The organism is Rhodococcus spelaei, assembly GCF_006704125.1.
Taxonomy (GTDB): Bacteria; Actinomycetota; Actinomycetes; order Mycobacteriales; family Mycobacteriaceae; genus Rhodococcus_G; species Rhodococcus_G spelaei.
The window spans coordinates 39,765-55,034 of the sequence record NZ_VIGH01000007.1 but is presented as its reverse complement, the minus strand read 5'-3'; the positions used below and the strand labels follow the sequence as shown (position 1 = coordinate 55,034).

Genomic DNA, 15,270 nt, shown 5'->3' with positions numbered 1-15,270 from the left:
CATGTAAGGACCTCGCATGGCCTACACGTTCGCCGACCTGTTCGAGCATTCGGTCGACGCGATGCCGGACCGTCTTGCCCTGATCGCCTCGGGGGAGGAGGTCACCTACCGCGAGCTCGAGGAGCGCGCCAACCGGTTGGCACACCACCTCGAGACCGCCGGATTCGGTGCGGGTAGCCACATCGGCATCCACATGCACAACTCGATCGAGACGATGGTCGCCGTGCTGGCGGCCTTCAAGATTCGGGCGGTGCCACTCACCGTGAACTACCGGTACACCACGGACGAGTTGGTGTACCTCTACGACAACGCCGACCTGGACGCGCTGGTGTTCCATCGCGGATTCGCCGAGCGGGTGGCCGAGGCGCTGCCCCAGGTCCCGCGGATCCGGCACCTGGTCGACGTCCCGGACGCTCTCGCGACCGGAACCGAGCCCTCACTGCCCGGTTCGGTCCGCTACCAGGACGCGCTCGCGGCGGCCTCTCCGGAACGTGGTTTCGCCGAGCGCAGCGGCGACGACGTCTACATCCTGTACACCGGCGGCACCACAGGCAGGCCCAAGGGCGTCGTCTGGCGTCAGGAGGACATGTGGCGGGTGCTCGCGGGCGGACTGGACTTCTTCACCGGTGAGCCGATCGCCGACGAGTACCAGCAGTCCCGGACGGGGGCGGCCGGGGAGCCGATGCGGATGCTGATCCTGCCGCCGCTGATCCACACCTCGGCGCTGATGCCGACGTTCACCGCGCTGCTCGCCGGCAATGCGGTGATCTACGACCCGAGGTTCGACGCCGCCCGCACGTGGGAGCTGGTGGGCAGGCATCGTCCGACCGCGATGGTCATCACCGGCGATGCAATGGGCAGGCCGCTGGTGGAGGCGCTGCGCGGCGCCGGCGCGGACACCTCCAGCCTGGCCGTGGTGGCCTCCGGCGCCGCACTGTTCTCCGGTTCGGTCAAGGATGCCTTCTTCGAGGCCCTCCCGAACCTGATGATCTCGGATTCGGTCGGATCCTCCGAAACCGGTTTCGGGGGAATCGGGTTCGCGACCAAGGGGCTCGAGCAGCACGGCGGACCGAAGGTGGGTTCGCACCGCCACACCGTCGTCGTGGACGACGAGAACCGGGTGCAGGCACCGGGATCCGGAGCCGAGGGCTGGCTCGCCAAGATCGGACCCGTGCCGCTCGGGTACTACAACGACCCGGTCAAGTCCGCGGAGATCTTCCGTGAGGTGTTCGCAGACGGTCGTTCTCAACGGGCAGTGGTCACCGGGGACCGCGCCCGGATCGAGGACGACGGCTCGGTGACTCTGCTCGGTCGCGGCAACATGGTGATCAACACCGGAGGCGAGAAGGTGTTCGCCGAGGAGGTCGAGGCGGTGGTGAAGGCCCATTCCGACGTCTACGACGCGATCGTGATCGGCGTGCCCGACGAGCGGTGGGGCAACCGGGTGGCCGTCGTGATGCGCGCGCGAGACGGCCTGCCCGACTTCGAGAGCATCGAGAAGCATGCCCGCAGCCAACTGGCCGGCTACAAGATTCCGCGGTCCTTCTGGATCGTGCCGGAGGTCGAGCGGACGCCGAGCGGCAAGCCGGAGTACCGGTGGGCCAAGGACCACACCGCCGCGCACGCACCCGATCACCGAATCGACTGACTTCCCACACGAAAGGTCCAGCCATGACCGAGTTGAACGCACCGACGCTCGACCTGCCGACGGGCTTCGACGTCACCGACCCGAAGCTGTACGGCGAGCGAGTTCCGTTGGCAGAGTTCGCGCAGCTGCGGCGCTGCGCCCCGGTGTGGTGGAACGCCCAGGAACCGGGGACCGGTGGATTCCACGACGGCGGTGCCTGGGTGGTGTCCCGCCACGCCGACGTGCGTGACGTGTCGCGGCGGCCGGAGGACTTCTCCAACAACGTCAACGGGGCGATCCCGCGGCATCAGGACGACATCTCCGCCGAGGAGTTGGAGGTGACCAAGCACGTCCTGATCAACAAGGACGCACCTGAGCACACCCAGCTGCGCAAGCTGGTCTCCCGGCTGTTCACACCGCGATCGGTGGAGTCGATGCGCTCGGCGCTGGACGAGCGCGCCGAGCGGATCGCGTGTGCGGCGGTGGCGAACCCGAGGGGGGACTTCGTCACGGAGGTGGCCAGTGAGCTTCCGATGCAAGCGATCTCGGAGCTGCTCGGAGTTCCGCAGGACGCACGTCGGCAGTTGTTCGACTGGTCGAACCAGATGACCGGTTACGACGACGAGACCCTCGAGGGCGCGTCGCGGATGGCGTCGGCGCAGATCCTCGGCTATGCCTACCAGTTGGCCGAGGCCAGGCGCGAGGACCCGACCGAGGACATCATCTCGCAGCTGGTGCACGCGGACGTGGACGGCGAGGCACTGACGCCGGAGCAGTTCGGCTTCTTCGTCATCATGCTCGCGGTGGCAGGGAACGAAACCACCCGCAACGCGACGACGATGGGGATGATGGCGTTCCTCGAGCACCCCGAGCAGTGGGAGCTCTACAAGCGGGACCGCCCGAAGACCGCCGCCGACGAGATCATCCGCTGGGCGTCCCCGATCACCTCGATGCAGCGGACGGCACTGGTGGACACCGAGATCGGTGAAACCGAGGTCAAGGCGGGACAGCGGGTGGTACTCCTGTACGGGTCGGCGAACTTCGACGAGGAAGTTTTCGAGAATCCGAACGTCTTCGACATCACCCGGGATCCGAACCCGCACCTTGCGTTCGGCGGTACCGGACCGCACTACTGCATCGGCGCCAACCTGGCGCGGATGGAGATCGACCTGATCTTCAACAAGATTGCGGACCACATGCCCGACATCACCAAACTCGGCGATCCCAGTCGACTGCAGTCCGGCTGGATCAACGGGGTCAAGAGTTTCGAGGTCGACTACGGCACCGGAGGGTCCGCCGGCGGCCGCTGTCCCGTGGCGCACTGACCCGCGGGGGAGCGGATCACGAGGAGGGGGAGGGCGCGTGGTGAACACGAAGTTGACGGGGCCGATGCGTGAGCTCGGCCAGTTCTACCGGATGGGTGCCGACGTCGCGGTCGGCTTGGTACGCACACGCTTCCAGCTCCAGGAGTTTCTCGAACAGAGCTGGATGATCGCGCGGGTGTCGATCGTGCCGACGGTCCTGGTGGCGGTGCCGTTCACCGTGCTGGTGAGCTTCACCCTCAACATCCTGCTGCGAGAGATCGGGGCGGCGGACCTCAGTGGTGCGGGGGCTGCGCTCGGCGCCGTCACCCAGGTCGGTCCGGTGGTGACGGTGCTGATCGTCGCCGGCGCCGGGGCCACCGCGATCGCCGCGGATCTGGGCTCGCGAACCATCCGCGAGGAGATCGACGCGATGGAGGTGCTCGGCATCGACCCGGTCAACCGCCTGGTGATCCCGCGGGTGGTCGCCTCGACGGTGGTGGCGCTGCTGCTCAACGGCTTGGTCTGCGTCATCGGGATCGCCGGCGGATTCGTCTTCTCGGTGTTCCTGCAGGGCGTCAATCCTGGCGCGTTCGCGGACGGGATCACCCTGCTCACCGGGCTTCCCGAGGTCGCGCTGTCGATGGTCAAGGCCGCGCTGTTCGGGCTGCTCGCCGGGTTGGTCGCCTGCTATCGCGGACTGTCGGTGCGGGGCGGGCCGAAGGGCGTCGGGGAGGCAGTCAACGAGACGGTGGTCTACGCGTTCATGGCGTTGTTCGTGGTCAACACCATCGTCACGGCGGTGGGTATCCGACTGACGGCGGGGTGAGCAGGTGGCATTGGCACATCTCGGCAAGTTCGGCGCGACGAGGGCGCGGGTGGCGCGGGCCTCGCGGTCGGTCGACGACATCGGTCGCCAGGCGGTCTTCTTCACCCGGGCGATCGCCTACATCCCGTGGGCCGTACGCAAGCACCCCAAGGAGGTGCTGCGCCTGATTGCCGAAATCAGCATGGGGACTGGCGCGCTGGCGCTGATCGGTGGCACGGTGGCGGTCGTCGGGTTCCTGACCCTCGCCTCCGGCGGCACCATCGCGATCCAGGGATTCAGTTCGCTGGGCAACATCGGTGTCGAGGCGCTCACGGGATTCTTCTCCGCATTCATCAACGTGCGGATCGCGGCGCCGGTGATCGCCGGCATCGGACTGTCGGCCACGATCGGCGCGGGCTCGACCGCACAGATCGGGGCGATGCGGATCAGCGAGGAGATCGACGCGCTCGAGTCGATGGCGATCAGTTCCGTGCCGTACGTGGTGAGTACGCGCGTCGTGGCCGGCATGCTCGCGATCCTGCCGCTCTACTCGCTCGCGCTGGTCGCGTCCTTCCTTGCGGGCCGGTTCACCACGGTGGTGATCTTCGGGCAGTCCTCGGGCCTGTACGACCACTACTTCACGACGTTCCTCGATCCGGTCGACGTGGCGTGGTCGTTCGTGCAGGTGCTGGTGATGGCGATGCTGGTGATGTTGATCCACACCTACTACGGCTACAACGCCGCGGGCGGACCGTCCGGGGTGGGCACGGCGGTGGGTCGAGGGGTCCGGCTGTCACTGATCTGTGTGGTCGCGGTGACGTTGCTCGTCTCGTTGGCGATCTACGGCGGTTCCGGCAACTTCAACCTGTCCGGCTAGGGGAGACACGTGCACAGGTACGGATACAAGCTCGCCGCGCTGGCACTGGTGGTCACGGTGGCCGGCGTCGTCGCCTTGTCGGTGGCGCTGTTCAACCAGTCCTTCACCGACCGCGTCCCGGTCACGGTGCTCGCACAGCGGGCCGGCCTGGTGATGGATCCCGGCGCCCGCGTGAAGATGGCGGGCGTCACGGTCGGCACCGTCGAGTCCATCACGCCGACCGACGATGCGACCGCGAAACTTTCCCTGCTCGTCGATCCCGATGCACTGCAGTCGATTCCGGCCAACGTCGACGTGCAGATCACCTCGAACACCGCCTTCGGCGCGAAGTTCGTCAGCATGTCGGCTCCCGCCGCGCCCACTACCGACCGGCTCGCCGCAGGTGCGACGATCGACGCCTCGCACGTGACCGTCGAGCTGAACACGGTGTTCGAGAAGCTGACGTCGGTTCTTCGCACGGTCGATCCGGGGAAGCTCGACTCGACCCTCGGTGCGATCTCGACCGCCTTGCAGGGACGCGGCGAGCGCCTCGGCGACGCGCTGGGGAAGGCGGACTCCTCACTCGCCGAGTTCTCCACCGCGCGCGGCGCTCTCGACCAGGTGCTGACGGCGCTGCCGCCGGTGACCGACACCTACGCCGCCGTGGCACCGAACCTGATGGCGTCGCTCGGCTCGCTCACCACGACAGGCAACACCGTCCTCGACCAACGGAAGAACATGGATCTGTTGCTGCTCAACGTGACCGGGCTGGCGAACACCGGTCGTGAGGTCCTCGGCGCCAACTCCGACGGCGTCGCGAACGTGCTCTCGTTGCTGAAGCCGACGACGGCGTTGCTCCAGGAATACTCGCCGGCAATCCCGTGCATGTTCCACGGACTGCAGGAGAGCAAGAAGATCGGCGACGGTGCGTACAACGGCCAGCCCGGAATCAAGATGTCGATCGGACTGATCGCGGGCACCGAGCCGTACCACTACCCGGACGATCTCCCCAAGGTCGCCGCCACAGGTGGACCGCACTGCATGGGACTGCCGTTGCGTGACTCGAACGTCAACGCGCCCTTCCTCGTGACCGACATCGGTGTCAATCCCTTTGCCCCGGAACGTCAGCCGAACGGCGGGCAGCCGGCCACGTCGGTGCCGAATCTGATGAGCTACCTGTTCGGGACGGCGGTCCGATGAAGATCAAGGGCTATGCGGTCAAGTTCGGGATCTTCGTCGTCGTGATGGTCCTGGTGAATGCCGGCCTGATCCTGGTGTTCGGGCAGATCCGCGGTGGCGGGGCGAACACGTATGCGGCCGAGTTCGTCAACGTGTCGGGTCTGAAGTCGGGCGACAAGGTGCGCATCGCGGGGGTGCCGGTCGGGGCTGTCAGTTCGGTCGCATTCGGCGAGAACCACCGCGCGCAGGTGGAATTCACCGTCGACTCCGGCGACACTCTGACCGTCGCGACCCGGGCCGCGGTCCGGTATCAGGACCTGGTGGGCAACCGGTACCTCGAACTGCTCGACGGGCCGCGGGGCGCTGAGCCGCTGCCCGAGGGTGAGACCATCCCGATCGACCGCACCGCGCCCGCACTCGATCTCGACGCCCTCCTGGGCGGGTTCCGGCCGCTGTTCCAGGCGCTCGATCCGGAGCAGGTCAACGCCCTGTCGATGTCGTTGCTCGAGGTGTTCCAGGGCCAGTCCGGGACCGTCTCGTCGGTGCTCGCACACACCGGTTCGATCACCAACACGCTCGCCGACCGCGACGAACTCATCGGCCGCGTGATCGGCAACCTTGACGGGGTGCTCAGTGAATTGCGCGGTCGCGGTGGACAGTTCAGCGACACCCTCGACCATCTGCAGCAGTTGGTCAGCGGGCTCGCGTCGGACCGGGAGGTGATCGGCACCGCGGTGACCAGCGTGAACACGGCGACCGGCACGCTCGCCGACCTGCTGACCGAGGTCCGGCCGAACCTCGCCGGCACCGTGTCCAGGCTCGACACCAGCCTGGAGCCGCTGATCGAGCAGCAGGGCGAACTCGACCGCATCTTCGCGTCGATGCCGTCGAACTACCGGCAACTGATCCGGGTCGGTGCGTACGGATCGTTCTTCAACTTCTACCTCTGCGGCATTGCACTGAAGGTCGACGGTGCCGACGGAAAGCCGATGACGGTCAACCTGGCCGACCAGAAGACCGGGAGGTGTGCGCCGCGATGAGGAACATGGTGGAGAGCCAGGCGGTTCGGGTGGGCGTGGTCGGCCTCGCCGTCACGGCGGCGGTGGTGCTCACCGCGCTGCAGTACCAGAACCTGCAGTTCTTGAAGTCGGGTGCGGGATACAGCGCGGTGTTCGAGGACGCGAGCGGCTTGGCCGCGGGTGACGAGGTCAACTCCGCCGGGGTGAAGATCGGCACTGTCGAGAGGATCGGTGTCGAGGGCGGCCGCGCCCGGGTGGACTTCACCCTGGACGCCGCGGTGGGGATGGGTGAGAGCACCGCGGCGGCGATCACCACCATGTCGCTGCTCGGCAAGCGCGCCGTCACCCTCGACCTGGAAGGGGACGGCCGGGTGCCGGTCGGGGGCCAGATTCCCCTCGAGCGCACCAGATCCGCGTACTCGTTGCCGGAGGTACTCGGCGACCTGACCACCACCGTGCAGGACATCCATCTGGACCAACTGTCGGCCTCGCTCGACGAGGTCGGGAAGGTGATGGCCGACAGCGCCCCGAACCTGCGGCCCGCCCTCGACGGGGTCACGCGGATCTCCGACAGCCTCAATCGCCGGGACGAGACGTTGCGGGCGCTGCTCGCCGATGCGAACAAGGTGGCGGGGGTGCTCGCCGAGCGCGGACCGCAGGTCAATTCGCTGCTCGTGGACGGCAATGCATTGCTCGGTGAACTCGACCGCAGGCACGGAGCGCTGGCGGAGGTGATCACCAACGTCTCGGCGGTGTCAACCCAACTCAGCGGCCTGGTGCACGACAACCAGGCGCAGCTGACCCCGGCCCTGGACAAGCTCAACACGGTGGTCGGCATCCTGCAGAAGAACCGGGACAACTTGGCGCAGGGCATCGACGGGCTCGGCACCTACGTGGGGACGCTCGGCGACACGGTCGCCAGTGGTCCCTTCTACTACGCGTACGTGCAGAACCTGATGCCTGCGCAGTTCACCCAGCCGCTGATCAACGCGATGTTCGGGTTACCCCCCGCGCCGCTGCCGATTCCGGAGGTCCGTTGATGTTCACCTGGCGCAGGTTGACGTTCACCGGAGTGGGGCTCGCTGTGGTGGCCGCGGTGCTGGCCACCGGTTACGTTGCGGTGCAACACTTCCGCTACTACCAGGTCACCGCTTACTTCACCTCGACGACGGGACTGTACGTCGGCGACGACGTGCGGGTGGTCGGGGTGGATGTCGGTCGGGTCACCGAGATCAGTCCCGACGGCAACCGGATGCGCGTGCAGTTGAAGCTGGCCCGCTCGGTGCCGGTCGCGGCGGAGGCGAAGGCGCTGATCGTCGCGCAGTCTCTGGTCTCGGCGCGGTTCGTGCAACTGACGCCGGCCGTGACCGACGACAGCAGGCCTACCCTCGGCGACGGGGCCGAGATCGGTCTCGACCGGACCGCCGTGCCGGTCGAGTGGGACCAGGTCAAGGAACAACTCGGGCGCGCCGCGGACGCCTTGGGGCCCAAGGGGAACGACCGGGGTGCCGCGGCCAACCTGCTCGACGCGGCGGGAACCGCATTGCAGGGCAACGGAACCGCCCTGGGCAACAGCGTGACGGAGCTCTCACGGGCGATGAGCACCCTGTCCGACAGCGGTGGCGACCTGTTCGGCACGATCCGCGGCCTGCAGACCTTCACGACCGCCCTGGCCGCCAGTAACGAGCAGATCGTGCAGTTCCAGGGCCGCCTCGCCACGGTCACGGGCCTCCTGGCCGACAGCCGCACCCAGCTGGCGCCCGCCCTCGCCGACCTGGACACCGCGATCGCCGACGTGCAGCGGTTCGTCACGCAGAATCGCAGCGGACTGACCGAGCAGGTACGCAAGCTGGGGGACGTCTCCCAGGTGCTCGTCGACAAGAAGGACGGACTGGAGAAGATCCTGCACATCGGCCCGACGGCGCTGTCGAACTACTACAACGTCTACCGCCCGGCCCAGGGGGCGATGGTCGGCGTGCCTGCCTTCCAGAACATGGGCAACCCGATCGACCTGATCTGTGGCGGAATCGCCGGACTCGCCAACGAGACCTCCGCCAAGGGCGCGGAGCTGTGCGCGCAGTACCTCGGGCCGCTGCTGAACACCGTCCGGGCCAACTACCCGGATCTGAGCATCAACCCGACGCGTGCGCTCGGCGCCACCCCGGATCAGTTGGTGTACAGCGAACCCCAGTTGAAGCCGGCGGCGGCGGCGGCGGCGACTCCCACCCTGGCCATGCCGACGGTGCCGGTGCCGCCGAACCTGGCCCAGCTGATGACGCCCGGGAAGGCGACTAGATGACCGTGCGCGCGTGGGGGATCGGCGGCGGCACTCTGGCCGCGATGGTGCTGGTGTCGGGGTGTCAATGGAGCGGATTGAACTCGGTTCCGCTGCCGGGCGCCGCCGGACGCGGCCCGGGTAGCTACGAGGTGGTGATCGAGATGCCCGACGTCACCTCGATCAGTCCGAACTCGCCGGTGCTCGTGGGTGATGTCACCGTTGGCAGCATCCGGTCGATCGAGACGGAGGACTGGCACGCGAAAGTGACGGTGTCGCTGGACGAGTCGGTGCGGCTGCCCGCGAACGCCACCGCCCGGATCGGGCAGACCAGCCTGCTCGGGTCCAAGCACGTCGCGCTGGCGCCGCCGACGGGCGTGCCGCCGGAAGGCACGCTGACCGCCGGCTCGGTGATCCCGCTGGCCTCGGCGGGCGTGTACCCGACCACCGAGGAGGCGCTGACCGCGCTGTCGGTGGTACTCAACGGTGGCGGACTCGCCCAGGTGCACAGCATCGCCACCGAGCTGAACAAGGCGATGAGCGGCCGGACCGACTCGGTGCGGGACCTGCTGTCGCAGATGGACTCGCTGGCGGACACGCTGGACAGGCAGCGGGGTGCGATGGTGACCACGATGGCGAACCTGGACGGGTTCGCCGGCGAGATCAACGGCCAGCGGGACGTCCTCGGCAAGGCTCTCGAGACTCTGGATCCGGCGATGGCCGAACTGGCCGGGCAGCGCGCCCAGCTGACGACGGCCCTCGACTCGGTGGGCAAACTGGGGAACGTCGGGACCGACCTGGTCAACCGGACCAGGGCCGACCTGTCTGCGAACCTGGCCGCCCTGGAACCGACGCTGCAGCGGGTGGTCGACACTGGGCCGGACCTGATCAATAATCTCGGCAACCTGAGCACGTTCCCGTTCCCGCAGACCACTATCGACCAGGGCATGCGAGGCGACTACACGAACCTGTGGGCGTTGATCGACCTCACCACGCCCCGTCTGCGGTCCGGGCTCGGGTTCGGTACCCCGCTCGGTCCGCCGCAGGCCCCGGTCGCTGCCGGTGGTCAACCCGTGAATCCGTTGACCGCGCCGCTGCAGACGGCGGCGCCCGCGACGACAGGGGCGCGGCGATGATCCTCACACCACTCGTTCGCAGGCAGTTGACGATCTTCGCCGTGCTCGCGGTGATCGGGATGACCGCGGCCGCGATCTCGTACCTGCGGGTCCCGACGATGCTGGGCATCGGGCGCTACTCGGTGACGGTGGAGCTGCCCAATGCCGGTGGCCTGTACCGCAACGCGAACGTCACCTATCGCGGCGACACGATCGGTCAGGTGCGGTCGGTGCGGCTGGACCCGGATGCGGTGCGGGCCGAATTGTCGCTGCAGAGTTCGGTTCCCGTGCCGAGCGCCGGACTGACCGCCGCGGTGCGCAGTGTGTCCGCGATCGGCGAGCAGTACGTGGACCTGCAGCCGAGCACCGGCGACGGGCCGTTCCTGAGCGACGGCGACGTGATCGGCAAGGGGCAGGTCACCATTCCACAGGAGATCGGCCCGGTCCTCGATCAGGCGAAGGCGATGCTGGCGTCGGTCCCGCAGGACAAGCTGCGTTCGGTGATCGACGAGTCCGCCGCCGCTTTCGGGGGCAAGGGGCCCGACCTGGCACGGTTGCTCGACTCGACCACCTCGTTCGTCGACCAGATGTCGGGAGCGACAACGCCCGCGACCACCCTGGTCCAGCAGCTGGCACCCCTGCTCGACACCCAGGTGGTGACCGGCGACCAGATCCGGCAGTGGGCTGCCAACGTCGCACACGTCAGCGGCCAGCTGGCCGTCGCGGACGGGTCGGTGCGGGGCATCCTCGACAAGGGCCCGGGTTTCGCCACCGAGGCCGACTCGCTGTTCCAGGACCTGCGTCCGACCCTTCCGGTCCTGCTGGCCAACATGACCAGTACCGCGCAGGTCGCGGTCACGTACAACTCCGCGCTCGAGCAGGTGCTGGTGATCCTGCCGCCGCTGGTGGCGGCCCAGGAGACCGTCGTACAGCGCGGGCAGGAGGACGGCGCCGCCAACGTCAACTTCCACCTGCAGGCACAGGATCCGGCGGCCTGTTCGACCGGGTACCTGCCCGCCGACCAGCGGCGTGACCCGAGCCAGACGAGCGTGCCGGACACGCCGCCGGACCTGTTCTGCAAGGTGCCGCAGGACTCGAAGTTCGCGGTGCGTGGGTCCAGGAACATCCCGTGCATGGAGGTGCCGGGCAAACGGGCCCCCAGTCCCGACATCTGCCGCAGCGCAGCACCGTACGTGGCGTCCGGGACCAACGCGCCGGACGAGCTCTACACAGGCCCGGACGGTGTCGGCTACCAGCACACCGACCTCGCGCCCGCCGCGGGTCAGACCGGGAAGGATCCGGCATGGCAACACCTGCTGACACCTCCGAATCCGTGACTACCGACGTGACGGCTGAGGCGGCCACCGACCCGGCGCCCCGCGGCAGCGCCGGTCGTGCGCGACGAATCACGCTGCGGGTCTTGCTCGTTGCCGCGTCGGTCGGACTGGTGGCAACGGTGGTCCTCGGCGGCGTCGCACTGCGCTCGGATCGGGCGCGGGAGGCGCACCGGCAGGCCCTGGTGGACGCGGCGAGCGAGGGGGTGCTCGCGCTGATCGACGTCCACACCGCGACCGCGGACGCGGATGTGGACAGGCTGAGGTCGCTGAGCACTGGCGCCTTCGCCGACGAGTTGAACGACGGGGGTTCGGGTTTCGTCAAGTCGATCCGGGACTCCGTGGTGAACTCGGACGGTCGGGTCGACGAGGCCGCGCTCGCGAGCGAGTCCGGCGCCTCGGGGGTGGTAGTGGTGGCGGCGTCAGCGCAGGTCTCCAACGCGGCCGGTCCGGCCGCGGGCCGGACCTATCGCCTCCGGGTCGGAGTCGACGAGGTGGACGGGCGGCTGCTGATGTCGAGCGTGGAGTTCGTGCCGTGAGGCGCGCTGTCCTCCGTCGCGCGGCGGTCGTCGTGGTGGCGTTCGCGCTGATGGTGTCGGGTGGTGTGCTGGTGTGGGCGCATCGGCACTCGGTTGCGGTCGAGGCGGCGCGCGTCGAGGCGATCGCGGCCGCGCCGGGTCGCGTCGAGGCCCTGCTGAGCTACAACGCACCCACGGTGGACCGGGACCTCGACGCCGCAGCCGGGGGTGCGACGGGGTCGTTCAAGGACGGCTTCGTGGAGTTCGGCACGAAAACCGTTGCGCCCCAGTCGAAAGAAAAGGGAATCAGCACCAAGGCGCGCGTGGTGGATGTCGGATTCATCAGTGGCGCAACAGATCACGCAGAGCTGCTGTTGTTCGTCGATCAGATCACGACCAGCGTGGCGCAACCGGCCCCGGCGACCACGTCGAGTCGGGTGCGAGTGGGTGTCGAGCGGGTGGACGGGCAGTGGCTGGTCAGTGAGTTGACGCCGGTGTGAGGGGGTGAAAGGCCACTCGCAGGGGTGAGGTTGTCGCCACCTTGGGTGCCTATCGGCGGGGTAGTCGGGGAAGGAAGCTTGTGTGACCGAGCACGACCAACCCCCGCCGAACGAGGAGACAGACAATGTCGAACACCATCAAGCGCGCATTCGCTACCGCAGCCATCGCCGCATTCGCCCTGGCCGCCGGAGCGGGCATCGCCTCCGCTGACGCGAACGGCGGTGCAGGCGCACCCGGTGGCGCAGGCGGAACCGCGCAGTCCGGCAACGCCCAGTCCGGTAACGGTGGCAATGCCACCGGTGGTGCCGGTGGCTCCGGCAACGTCGGTATCGGCGGCGTGAACATCGGCAACGGTAACCAGGGTGGCGTGTCCTCCGGCAACGGCGGCGGAGCGATCGGCGGCAACAGTGGCAACGCCAGCAGTGGTGCGGCCAACGGCGGCGCCGGCGGTGCGGGCGGGGCCGGCGGTGCGGGCGGGACCAACAACCCGACCACCAACAACACCACCACGACAACCACCACTACGCAGGGCTGCCCCTTCTACTGGCCCTTCTGCTGAGACTGGGCATCGACGTTCCAACCCGAGCGGGCCGGCACTCCACCGAGTGCCGGCCCGCTCGGCGTCGTCGACCGTGCCGATCGGGAGCGCGGCGGGAACCCCGAGAGGGGGGTGAAGGGCCACTCGCAGGGGTGGGGTTCTCGCCCCCTCGGGTGCCTATCGGCGGGAGCTGCGAGGGCGGAAGCTTGTGTGACAGAACGAAATCAACCCCACCGAACGAGGAGACAGACAATGTCGAACACCATCAAGCGCGCATTCGCTACCGCAGCCATCGCCGCATTCGCCCTGGCCGCCGGAGCGGGCATCGCCTCCGCTGACGCGAATGGCGGTGCAGGCGCACCCGGTGGCGCAGGCGGCAGCGCCCAGTCCGGTAACGCCCAGTCCGGTAACGGTGGCAATGCCACCGGCGGCGCCGGTGGCTCCGGCAACGTGGCCATCGGCGGGGTGAACATCGGCAACGGCAACCAGGGTGGCGTGTCCTCCGGCAACGGCGGCGGAGCGATTGGCGGTAACAGTGGCAACGCCAGCAGTGGTGCGGCGACCGGCGGCGCCGGTGGTGCGGGCGGGGCCGGCGGTGCGGGCGGGACCAACAACCCGACCACCAACAACAACACCACCACGACGACCACCACGCAGGGGTGCTCGTTCGTCTGGCCCTTCTGCTGACCGAGCCGGATCGCCCGACACGGGGCCGGCACCACGTCACACGGCGGGTGCCGGCTCCGCCTCACCACGAAGGGAACGACCATGCTTGTTTCGAGAACAGTGCTCGACACGACGATCGTCCGGCGCGGCGTCGTCGCTGCAGCCGCGACCTTCCTCATGTTGTCGGCGGGCGCGGGCATTGCTGCCGCACATACGACGGGCCCGGACTTCGGATTCGGCTCGCCCGGCGGCAGTGCGCCCGTGAACGGCGCACAGCCGACCGGCGCAGGCCCGACCGGCGCCGCCGGATCGAACGGAAACGTCGCCATCGGTGGGGTCAATGTCGGCCCGATTGCCGTCGGCGGTATCGGTGCCGGCCCGGGCGGGGTGAACCTCGGCGGACCGAACCTCCCGGGGCTACCTCCCGTGAAATAGGAACCGAGTGTAAGGAACCGCGGCGTCGTCCCGATATGCAGGTACACGTGCAGGTACACGCCAGTTCAGCAGGCTATGTGAGGAGGACACCATGTCGAACACGGTCACCCCCGGGCGTCGGGTCACGGTCCTTGCCGACGACGGCGTCCCACTCGCTGTCCGCGAGTTCGGCAGCCCGGACGCCCCGGTCACCGCGGTTTTCGTGCACGGGCACTGCCTGCGTTCGGAATCCTGGTACCTGCTGCGCGCATTCCTGGACCGCGCCTGCGGACCCGACGTTCGGATGGTGTTCTACGACCACCGCGGCCACGGCGAGTCGGGGCACGCCGCACCGTCCACCTACACGATCGACCAACTCGGGCGCGACCTCGATGCGGTGCTCGCCGCGGTGGTCCCCAGCGGACCGGTGGTGCTCGTCGGACACTCCATGGGCGGGATGACCGCGCTCGCCTATGCGCGGCAGAACCCGTCGCTGGTCGGGTCGCGGCTGGCCGGGATCGCCTTGATCTCCACCGCCGCGAACGGCCTCGCCGAGGCGGGACTCGGTCGTCTGCTGCGCAGTCCCGCGCTGTCGCTGTTCCACGCCGCGGTGCGCTGGGCGCCGCGCGTCACCGCCGGTTCGAAACGGGCGAGCTGCCGACTGTGCACGGGCGTGGTTCGCGTCGCGGGCACCGGCAACCGCAACCTCGACCCCAGAGTCGTCGCACTGGCAGCGGCAATGGTCAACGACACCTCGGTGGTGACCATGTCCAGCTTCCTCAAGTCGTTCGCCGAGTTCGACGAATCCGGCTCGGTGCCGGCGCTGGCGGGCATTCCCGCCGTCGTGGTGTGCGGCTCGGCCGACCTGATGACGCCCTTCGCACACTCCGCGGCGCTGGCGGCGCGGCTGCCTGGCGCCGAGTTGGTCCGCATCGAGGGGGCCGGACATTCGGTGATCCTCGAACGGGCGCAGGAGGTCGCTGTCGCGATCGGTGCGCTGCTCGTCAGGGCCGCCGGTGACGGCGCAGCGCCCGCCCCGGCGATGCGGCTGGCCACCGCAGGCTGAGCCCCAGGTCCCCAGGTCCCCAGGTCCCCAGGTCCCCTGGACTACAGGTCCCC

16 protein-coding genes are annotated in these 15,270 nt (G+C 68.6%); all 16 read left to right on the top strand.

Features of this window, described 5'->3' with window-relative positions:
* Positions 1 to 16: 16 nt before the first annotated feature.
* The 16 genes from FK531_RS15655 (at position 17) to FK531_RS15580 (ending at position 15,217) form a co-directional block, all read left to right on the top strand.
* Positions 17 to 1,648, top strand: coding sequence for an acyl-CoA synthetase (locus tag FK531_RS15655; protein WP_142100957.1), 1,632 nt, complete (start codon positions 17 to 19; stop codon positions 1,646 to 1,648).
* A 23-nt stretch (positions 1,649 to 1,671) separates the two neighbouring features.
* Positions 1,672 to 2,952, top strand: coding sequence for a cytochrome P450 (locus FK531_RS15650; protein ID WP_142100956.1), 1,281 nt, complete (start codon positions 1,672 to 1,674; stop codon positions 2,950 to 2,952).
* A 64-nt stretch (positions 2,953 to 3,016) separates the two neighbouring features.
* On the top strand, positions 3,017 to 3,757 hold the full coding sequence (locus FK531_RS15645; protein WP_142101381.1) for an MlaE family ABC transporter permease: 741 nt from the start codon (positions 3,017 to 3,019) through the stop codon (positions 3,755 to 3,757).
* Between the two features lie 4 nt (positions 3,758 to 3,761).
* Complete coding sequence (locus FK531_RS15640) at positions 3,762 to 4,613, top strand: MlaE family ABC transporter permease (protein ID WP_142100954.1); 852 nt, start codon at positions 3,762 to 3,764, stop codon at positions 4,611 to 4,613.
* Positions 4,614 to 4,622: 9 nt separating this feature from the next.
* Positions 4,623 to 5,792: an MCE family protein gene (locus tag FK531_RS15635; protein WP_142100952.1), complete on the top strand. Its 1,170-nt coding sequence runs from the start codon at positions 4,623 to 4,625 to the stop codon at positions 5,790 to 5,792.
* The gene (locus FK531_RS15630) at positions 5,789 to 6,811 is read left to right on the top strand and encodes an MCE family protein (protein WP_142100950.1); all 1,023 of its coding nucleotides are present in this window, start codon (positions 5,789 to 5,791) and stop codon (positions 6,809 to 6,811) included. The genes FK531_RS15635 and FK531_RS15630 overlap by 4 nt, the downstream gene beginning before the upstream one ends.
* Complete coding sequence (locus FK531_RS15625; RefSeq protein ID WP_246098196.1) at positions 6,808 to 7,830, top strand: MCE family protein; 1,023 nt, start codon at positions 6,808 to 6,810, stop codon at positions 7,828 to 7,830. Before FK531_RS15630 ends, FK531_RS15625 begins: the two co-directional genes overlap by 4 nt.
* Complete coding sequence (locus tag FK531_RS15620) at positions 7,830 to 9,089, top strand: MCE family protein (protein ID WP_142100949.1); 1,260 nt, start codon at positions 7,830 to 7,832, stop codon at positions 9,087 to 9,089. Before FK531_RS15625 ends, FK531_RS15620 begins: the two co-directional genes overlap by 1 nt.
* The gene (locus FK531_RS15615; RefSeq protein WP_142100947.1) at positions 9,086 to 10,201 is read left to right on the top strand and encodes an MCE family protein; all 1,116 of its coding nucleotides are present in this window, start codon (positions 9,086 to 9,088) and stop codon (positions 10,199 to 10,201) included. The genes FK531_RS15620 and FK531_RS15615 overlap by 4 nt, the downstream gene beginning before the upstream one ends.
* The gene (locus FK531_RS15610; protein WP_142100945.1) at positions 10,198 to 11,517 is read left to right on the top strand and encodes an MCE family protein; all 1,320 of its coding nucleotides are present in this window, start codon (positions 10,198 to 10,200) and stop codon (positions 11,515 to 11,517) included. Before FK531_RS15615 ends, FK531_RS15610 begins: the two co-directional genes overlap by 4 nt.
* The gene (locus tag FK531_RS15605; RefSeq protein WP_181762986.1) at positions 11,484 to 12,053 is read left to right on the top strand and encodes an Rv1363c family protein; all 570 of its coding nucleotides are present in this window, start codon (positions 11,484 to 11,486) and stop codon (positions 12,051 to 12,053) included. Before FK531_RS15610 ends, FK531_RS15605 begins: the two co-directional genes overlap by 34 nt.
* Complete coding sequence (locus tag FK531_RS15600) at positions 12,050 to 12,532, top strand: Rv1363c family protein (RefSeq protein WP_246098195.1); 483 nt, start codon at positions 12,050 to 12,052, stop codon at positions 12,530 to 12,532. The genes FK531_RS15605 and FK531_RS15600 overlap by 4 nt, the downstream gene beginning before the upstream one ends.
* A gap of 125 nt (positions 12,533 to 12,657) precedes the next feature.
* Complete coding sequence (locus FK531_RS15595; protein WP_142100943.1) at positions 12,658 to 13,092, top strand: hypothetical protein; 435 nt, start codon at positions 12,658 to 12,660, stop codon at positions 13,090 to 13,092.
* Positions 13,093 to 13,323: 231 nt separating this feature from the next.
* Positions 13,324 to 13,758 (top strand): hypothetical protein, encoded by a 435-nt coding sequence (locus FK531_RS15590; RefSeq protein ID WP_142100941.1) that lies wholly within the window; start codon positions 13,324 to 13,326, stop codon positions 13,756 to 13,758.
* An 81-nt stretch (positions 13,759 to 13,839) separates the two neighbouring features.
* Positions 13,840 to 14,172, top strand: coding sequence for a hypothetical protein (locus FK531_RS15585; RefSeq protein ID WP_142100939.1), 333 nt, complete (start codon positions 13,840 to 13,842; stop codon positions 14,170 to 14,172).
* Between the two features lie 91 nt (positions 14,173 to 14,263).
* On the top strand, positions 14,264 to 15,217 hold the full coding sequence (locus tag FK531_RS15580; RefSeq protein ID WP_142100937.1) for an alpha/beta fold hydrolase: 954 nt from the start codon (positions 14,264 to 14,266) through the stop codon (positions 15,215 to 15,217).
* Positions 15,218 to 15,270 lie beyond the last annotated feature (53 nt).